The sequence below is a fragment of the Oribacterium sp. NK2B42 genome (assembly GCF_000424445.1).
In the GTDB taxonomy this organism is placed as follows: Bacteria; Bacillota; Clostridia; order Lachnospirales; family Lachnospiraceae; genus Oribacterium.
Window position 1 is genome coordinate 1 of sequence record NZ_AUJX01000082.1, and the last position, 5,050, is coordinate 5,050.

General features: G+C 38.9%; 5 protein-coding genes and 1 pseudogene. 2 read left to right on the plus strand and 4 right to left on the minus strand.

What is annotated here, in order from left to right:
• A pseudogene (locus G625_RS22905) lies at positions 1-289 on the plus strand (hypothetical protein); the annotation flags it as partial.
• Here the strand turns inward: G625_RS22905 and G625_RS0114360 are convergent.
• The 4 genes from G625_RS0114360 to pglZ are packed head-to-tail and all read right to left on the minus strand — an operon-like array spanning position 244 to position 4,720.
• Positions 244-915 (minus strand): hypothetical protein, encoded by a 672-nt coding sequence (locus G625_RS0114360; protein ID WP_029201648.1) that lies wholly within the window; start codon positions 913-915, stop codon positions 244-246. The pseudogene G625_RS22905 and the gene G625_RS0114360 overlap by 46 nt on opposite strands.
• 10 nt (positions 916-925) lie before the next feature.
• On the minus strand, positions 926-2,062 hold the full coding sequence (locus tag G625_RS0114365) for a cysteine desulfurase family protein (protein ID WP_029201649.1): 1,137 nt from the start codon (positions 2,060-2,062) through the stop codon (positions 926-928).
• Positions 2,059-3,489, minus strand: coding sequence for a BREX system Lon protease-like protein BrxL (gene brxL / locus G625_RS0114370; protein ID WP_029201650.1), 1,431 nt, complete (start codon positions 3,487-3,489; stop codon positions 2,059-2,061). The genes G625_RS0114365 and brxL overlap by 4 nt, the downstream gene beginning before the upstream one ends.
• Complete coding sequence (gene pglZ / locus G625_RS0114375; RefSeq protein WP_198014911.1) at positions 3,482-4,720, minus strand: BREX-4 system phosphatase PglZ; 1,239 nt, start codon at positions 4,718-4,720, stop codon at positions 3,482-3,484. Before pglZ ends, brxL begins: the two co-directional genes overlap by 8 nt.
• 54 nt (positions 4,721-4,774) lie before the next feature.
• Here pglZ and G625_RS20195 point away from each other — a divergent pair.
• Positions 4,775-5,050, plus strand: a 276-nt coding sequence (locus G625_RS20195) for a transposase family protein (RefSeq protein ID WP_044932959.1), incomplete at its 3' end; no start/stop codon positions are given.

Sequence of the window (5,050 nt, forward strand, 5' to 3'; positions counted from 1 at the left end):
CATTCTCGAAACATTGGCGGATTGTAGTATCAAGAATGTCGAAAACGAGAAGACCAGCTTTTACAATCTTAACACGGTAAATAACCTTCATTCAGTTATCAAAAAACAGTATGAGTTTTACCGTGGTGTGGCCACAAAATACATAAATCGTTACTGTACACTATTTGAGTATATGTACCGTAAAACAGATATTTCGATTCGTGCTATAAAGGATGGTATGTTAAGACCGGGTTCTGCTATACGCTACAGTATTTCAGATGTAAAAAGGTACGGCTTAACGATCATTTGATTGGAGTCATGGTTACCGACCCATTTTCCAACTAACACCTTAACTTTTTCTAAGAATCGGGCCCAAGCATAATAGTTCAGCCTCTCAATTTCCATTTTATACTTGGATATAAACCGGTAAGCTGCATAACTTAAGAACAATCCAGTGCCTCTAAGATTAAAAGCATATAACTTTCCTTCAAAGTCATTATACAAGGCACCTATTACACATTTTTTACATTCAGATGTAACCGTTCTTGTAATCTTTCTGCGATCCTCCTCCGACAAAGACAAGAATTCTATATTCTCCGGGATTTCGTATGTCTTAACTGCATCTTTAATAATCAGTTCAATCTTGGAAAACTCGGACTTGCCATTATACGACATCTGTTTGAGGCAATATCGGTTAACAAGGTTCCAATAGTTCTCAGCGAATTTTGCGAACAATTTTTCATACGAAAGATAAAAGCCTTGTCCGTCATCATAAAGATCATATACTTGATCGCAGATGGATTTGATCAGGCCAAACTTATAGGTATTTGTCTTTTTGCAGGCATCAGAAAAGACAAAATTAAACAGCGACCAGAATTCGTCATCGCTAACTTTTGTCTCTATAAGTGCCCCTTCTCTTAAATTCCATCCCGGCATATCTCATCACCTACGAATCCGCAAGTATAGTGATATCACGATACTTCGTTATCCATTTTACCATGGTTTCCACATCTTTCTCTGTATTAAAACGTCCTATAGATATTCTTACAGAAGAATCTATATGGCTTTCACTTAAACCCATTGCCTGCAATACATGTGAACGATCCTGCGATTTTGAATTACAGGCAGAGCCAATTGAAATGCAGATGTCGTGCATGTCCAGCATGTTCAGCAGGCCTTCTCCATCTAGGTTCTCAAATGCAATGTTCAGGATCCCTGTCGCCCTATTGTCGCTATTACCGTTTATTCTAAATTGGATGCCTTCCCTTTTAAGTAACGCAATAAAGTATTTTTCTAATTTATACACATGCTCATGTACAGTGCCCATGTTGTTGACATTATCTTCTAATGCTTTTGCCATAGAATAGATGCTTGCAACATTCTCCGTTCCAGAGCGCATTTTTTTCTCTTGTCCACCCCCTAAGATGAACGCTTTGAGATTGCATCCCTTTCTTATATATAAGAACCCAATTCCTTTTGGACCATTAAATTTGTGTGCACTAGCTGATAGCATATCAATGCCAAGGTCTTTTACATTAACCGGAATATGGCCTATTGCCTGAACAGCATCCGTATGAAAGAGAGACTTTTCATTACGTTCATGCACAATCTTTGCTAATCTTTTTATATCCTGAATAGCTCCAACTTCGTTGTTTTGCAACATTACAGAAACCAGTTCTGGAGCTCCAGTCAATGCGTTTTGCAAAGCATCTTCTGACACCATACAATTCTCGTCAACTGTTAAAAACCTAATATTATAGCCTTCTGCCGCCTTCTCTTCTGCTGGATACAGTATAGCGTGATGCTCAACCGCGGTTGTGATAGCACTATTCCAGACAGATCCAATCTGACGTATTACCCAGTTGTCACTTTCAGTACCGCAAGAAGTAAAAAATATCTCTTCCGGCTCAGCACCAATACAGCCAGCTATAATCTTTCTGGATTGCTCTAAAAGATCTTTTGATTTTCTACCGAAGCCATAAACGGAAGATGGATTTCCGTACTGATTTCTTGAAACTTCCATCAAAGCGTCAAGAGCAGCTTCGCTCATTGCTGTAGTAGCTGCATTATCAAAATATATCATTCCAACCCTCTTACTTTTATATCTGGCATACGATCGGTAAACTCCCTATCGATGGCAGCCAACTGCTGTCTGATAATTTTCCGTTTTTCAAAGGCTGGATCAAAACACACCATCTTAAACTCTTGTGGAGAAATATCGGCAGCACTTCTAACATGTGGATATAATAATTTCAAATATCCAGAGCACATCTTAATAACAGCATTTGTATCTCGTGTATCTGCATTCTTCGGAATATCAAGTAATTCCTTAACGATCGCGCTATAGAATGACTGCGTTCTCGTATAAGATAGAATTTCTGAGAAATATTCTACATTGAGAGAATACCCGTTTAGCTTCAAATCCTCACTTATCCTTGGAAGATACCACCCTTCAATAAAGCCATGAAAACGGTCTATTAATGCGTGATCCTGGAAGGCTTCCGGGAGTTCCTCAAAGTAATGATTATTTAGCGGACGTTTGTATGCATCCAAGTCAATATTGCCAAGTAAAATCAAACCCGCCAATGAAGTCAACTTAGATTTTCCAACTGTAAAGGAGCCCTGTTCCATATAATTTTTCAAAGCTCCTTGAATCTCTTCAGGATTATCAAAAGAAATGGTCTTAACCTCATCTAAAGACACAAATTCATAGGACGGAATAATCCCAGGAGTATTCTTACTCATATCATAGAAAAGCTTTGCTCTTGTAATCTTTCCTCCACTAATCTGCCAGCCATACTTTGACAAATTGTTGAAAATGTACGACTTACCAGTTCCCTTAGGGGCCAGTTCTATCATATTTAGGTTCGGTTCTACAAATACCAACAACCTCGTAAGAAACAGCAACTTCTGATCCAAAGATTCAAAAGAAACCGAATTAGGATTATACTCCATACAACAAATCAGGAAGTCAACCCATTCCTCTAAAGTAAACTGTTCCCTTGCCTGACAATAGTATTCAAAATCAGGCTTATACGGACGGAAAGGTTTGAACTTAACCATTTCTGCATATCCCTTTTCCTTACCGTCCGGTTCAACATACTGCATGGTCACAACACCCCAGTTCTCTCCTTCTTTCAGAAGTCCTTCCTGACGTGCAAGATATGGTGATACCTTTCCTTCTCCACTTTTAATACCGATATCTGGAATCTGGAACCGGTATTCCCCGCTCTTAATGTCTGATTCAAAAATAATTCTTGCGAGAATCTGAATAACATCTCCGTTTAAAAGCTTGCTACGGATGTTGCTATCCTTTGTAGGTATATGCTTTTTTATAAAATCATATAACCCTTCTGTATCTATCTCATCATCATTTGAGAACTTTTTAATCAACCAATCCTTTATAAATGAAGGCACATTAACACCTGAGAAAAAGCTGTATCGATCAGGTGTCTTATGCATAGACTCTTCCGGAAATATATCTTTAATCTTAGCATCTAAATCAGTCATCGAAGCCATCGTCTCCTTCCATGTTCTTCTTAGCTCTACTCTTTGTACGGAATGCATATTCCTTCTCTGCAACAACTACAGTAATATTCTGCTCCTTACCAGACTGTAATTTTGCAGAATATGTTGATCCACTCTTCTTAAGTACGTGCTTGGTTCCATCTGCCTCAATCACATATGATTCTTCATCCGGATCAGGTATAATAACGAATGAAACCATTTTATCTAAACCGCTTACTTCCAGTTTTTCATCAAGGACCTTGTATGCGATGCTGCTAACTTCACCATGCGGTACAGCAACAATCACCGGGACTAATACCTCTTCAATAGTTGCTCCACCGTGATCTTCATACTTCGGTCTGTTATATAACGACTGATCATTTAACGCAATCACATATGGTGTGCCTGGTTTTATCTCATCTTCATAGACTATATAATCTACAGTATCCTCATAATCCGACTTAGATGCCACTTTGCAGCAACGCCCCTCATGATCAGAGCCATCAAAGTTATATTTCTTCTTTGAATCTGTCCAGCGAGCTCTTGCTGTTGCCCCATGATCGGCGGTAATAACAACTCGTTTTCCCGCGGATTCTACTGTAATATCCTTAATTTTCTCCTGCAGTATGTCGAAAGCTTTTCGAAGATTGCTTGCTGTTCGGTAAAAATCTCCATGAATAACTTTCTGATCAAAATCCAAAAACCACTCCCGATATGGTACTGCCGACAGATAGTCCTTATTAACATCTGTAATAGAAGGAAGATGACAAGCTGCATAATCACACAGTTCTGTGTCGTAACCATTTTTCTTTAAAAGCTCAACTATTAATGGTAAATACTCTGCCCCAACGCCATCAAGTACATAAATATCCGAATCGTCTATATACGGCGAAATAGCTGTTTCCTGACGTTGAATCGCATAGTACATGCTATACAGATTTGTAGCATTTGCACACCCATCGCCATAATACCTTTGTAAATATGGATTATCGGCGTCCGCGACTTTACTTTCTCGGTATGCTTGCAAGTAAAACTTCCATTCATCCTTTTCTAATATCCGGTTTTCCACCTGACTGAACAAGTACATATATAATGCAGGATATACAGTTCGAATCTCCGTCTTATCCAAAATGCCATTGGCATACAAGTTTATAACAAATTCTTTTGGCTCTTCGTTAGTTTGTGTGGGTATATAAAACGCTATAACCATTGTAAATATTGAAAAAGCATACATTTTCCTGTACGATTTTTTTTGCGGAAAAAATCTATAGTACAGAGAGGTAAATGTATGCTCACCAAAAAGATACTGAAAGCTGTTCTTAATGTCAAGCATACCGCCATCGATGATATGAAAATCTTACCTGATGGCTCGTTTGCAATTATGGTTCACCCCACTAAGGGAGAACAATGCCGATGTGGCATTTGTGGGAAAAAAGCTCCCTACTACGACAAAGGTCGCGGACAACGATCTTGGCGTACCTGCGATTGGAATACAAACAAGGTTTATATCGTTGCTGATGAGCCTCGTGTAGACTGCCCGGAACATGGAGTAGTGACAGCGGCT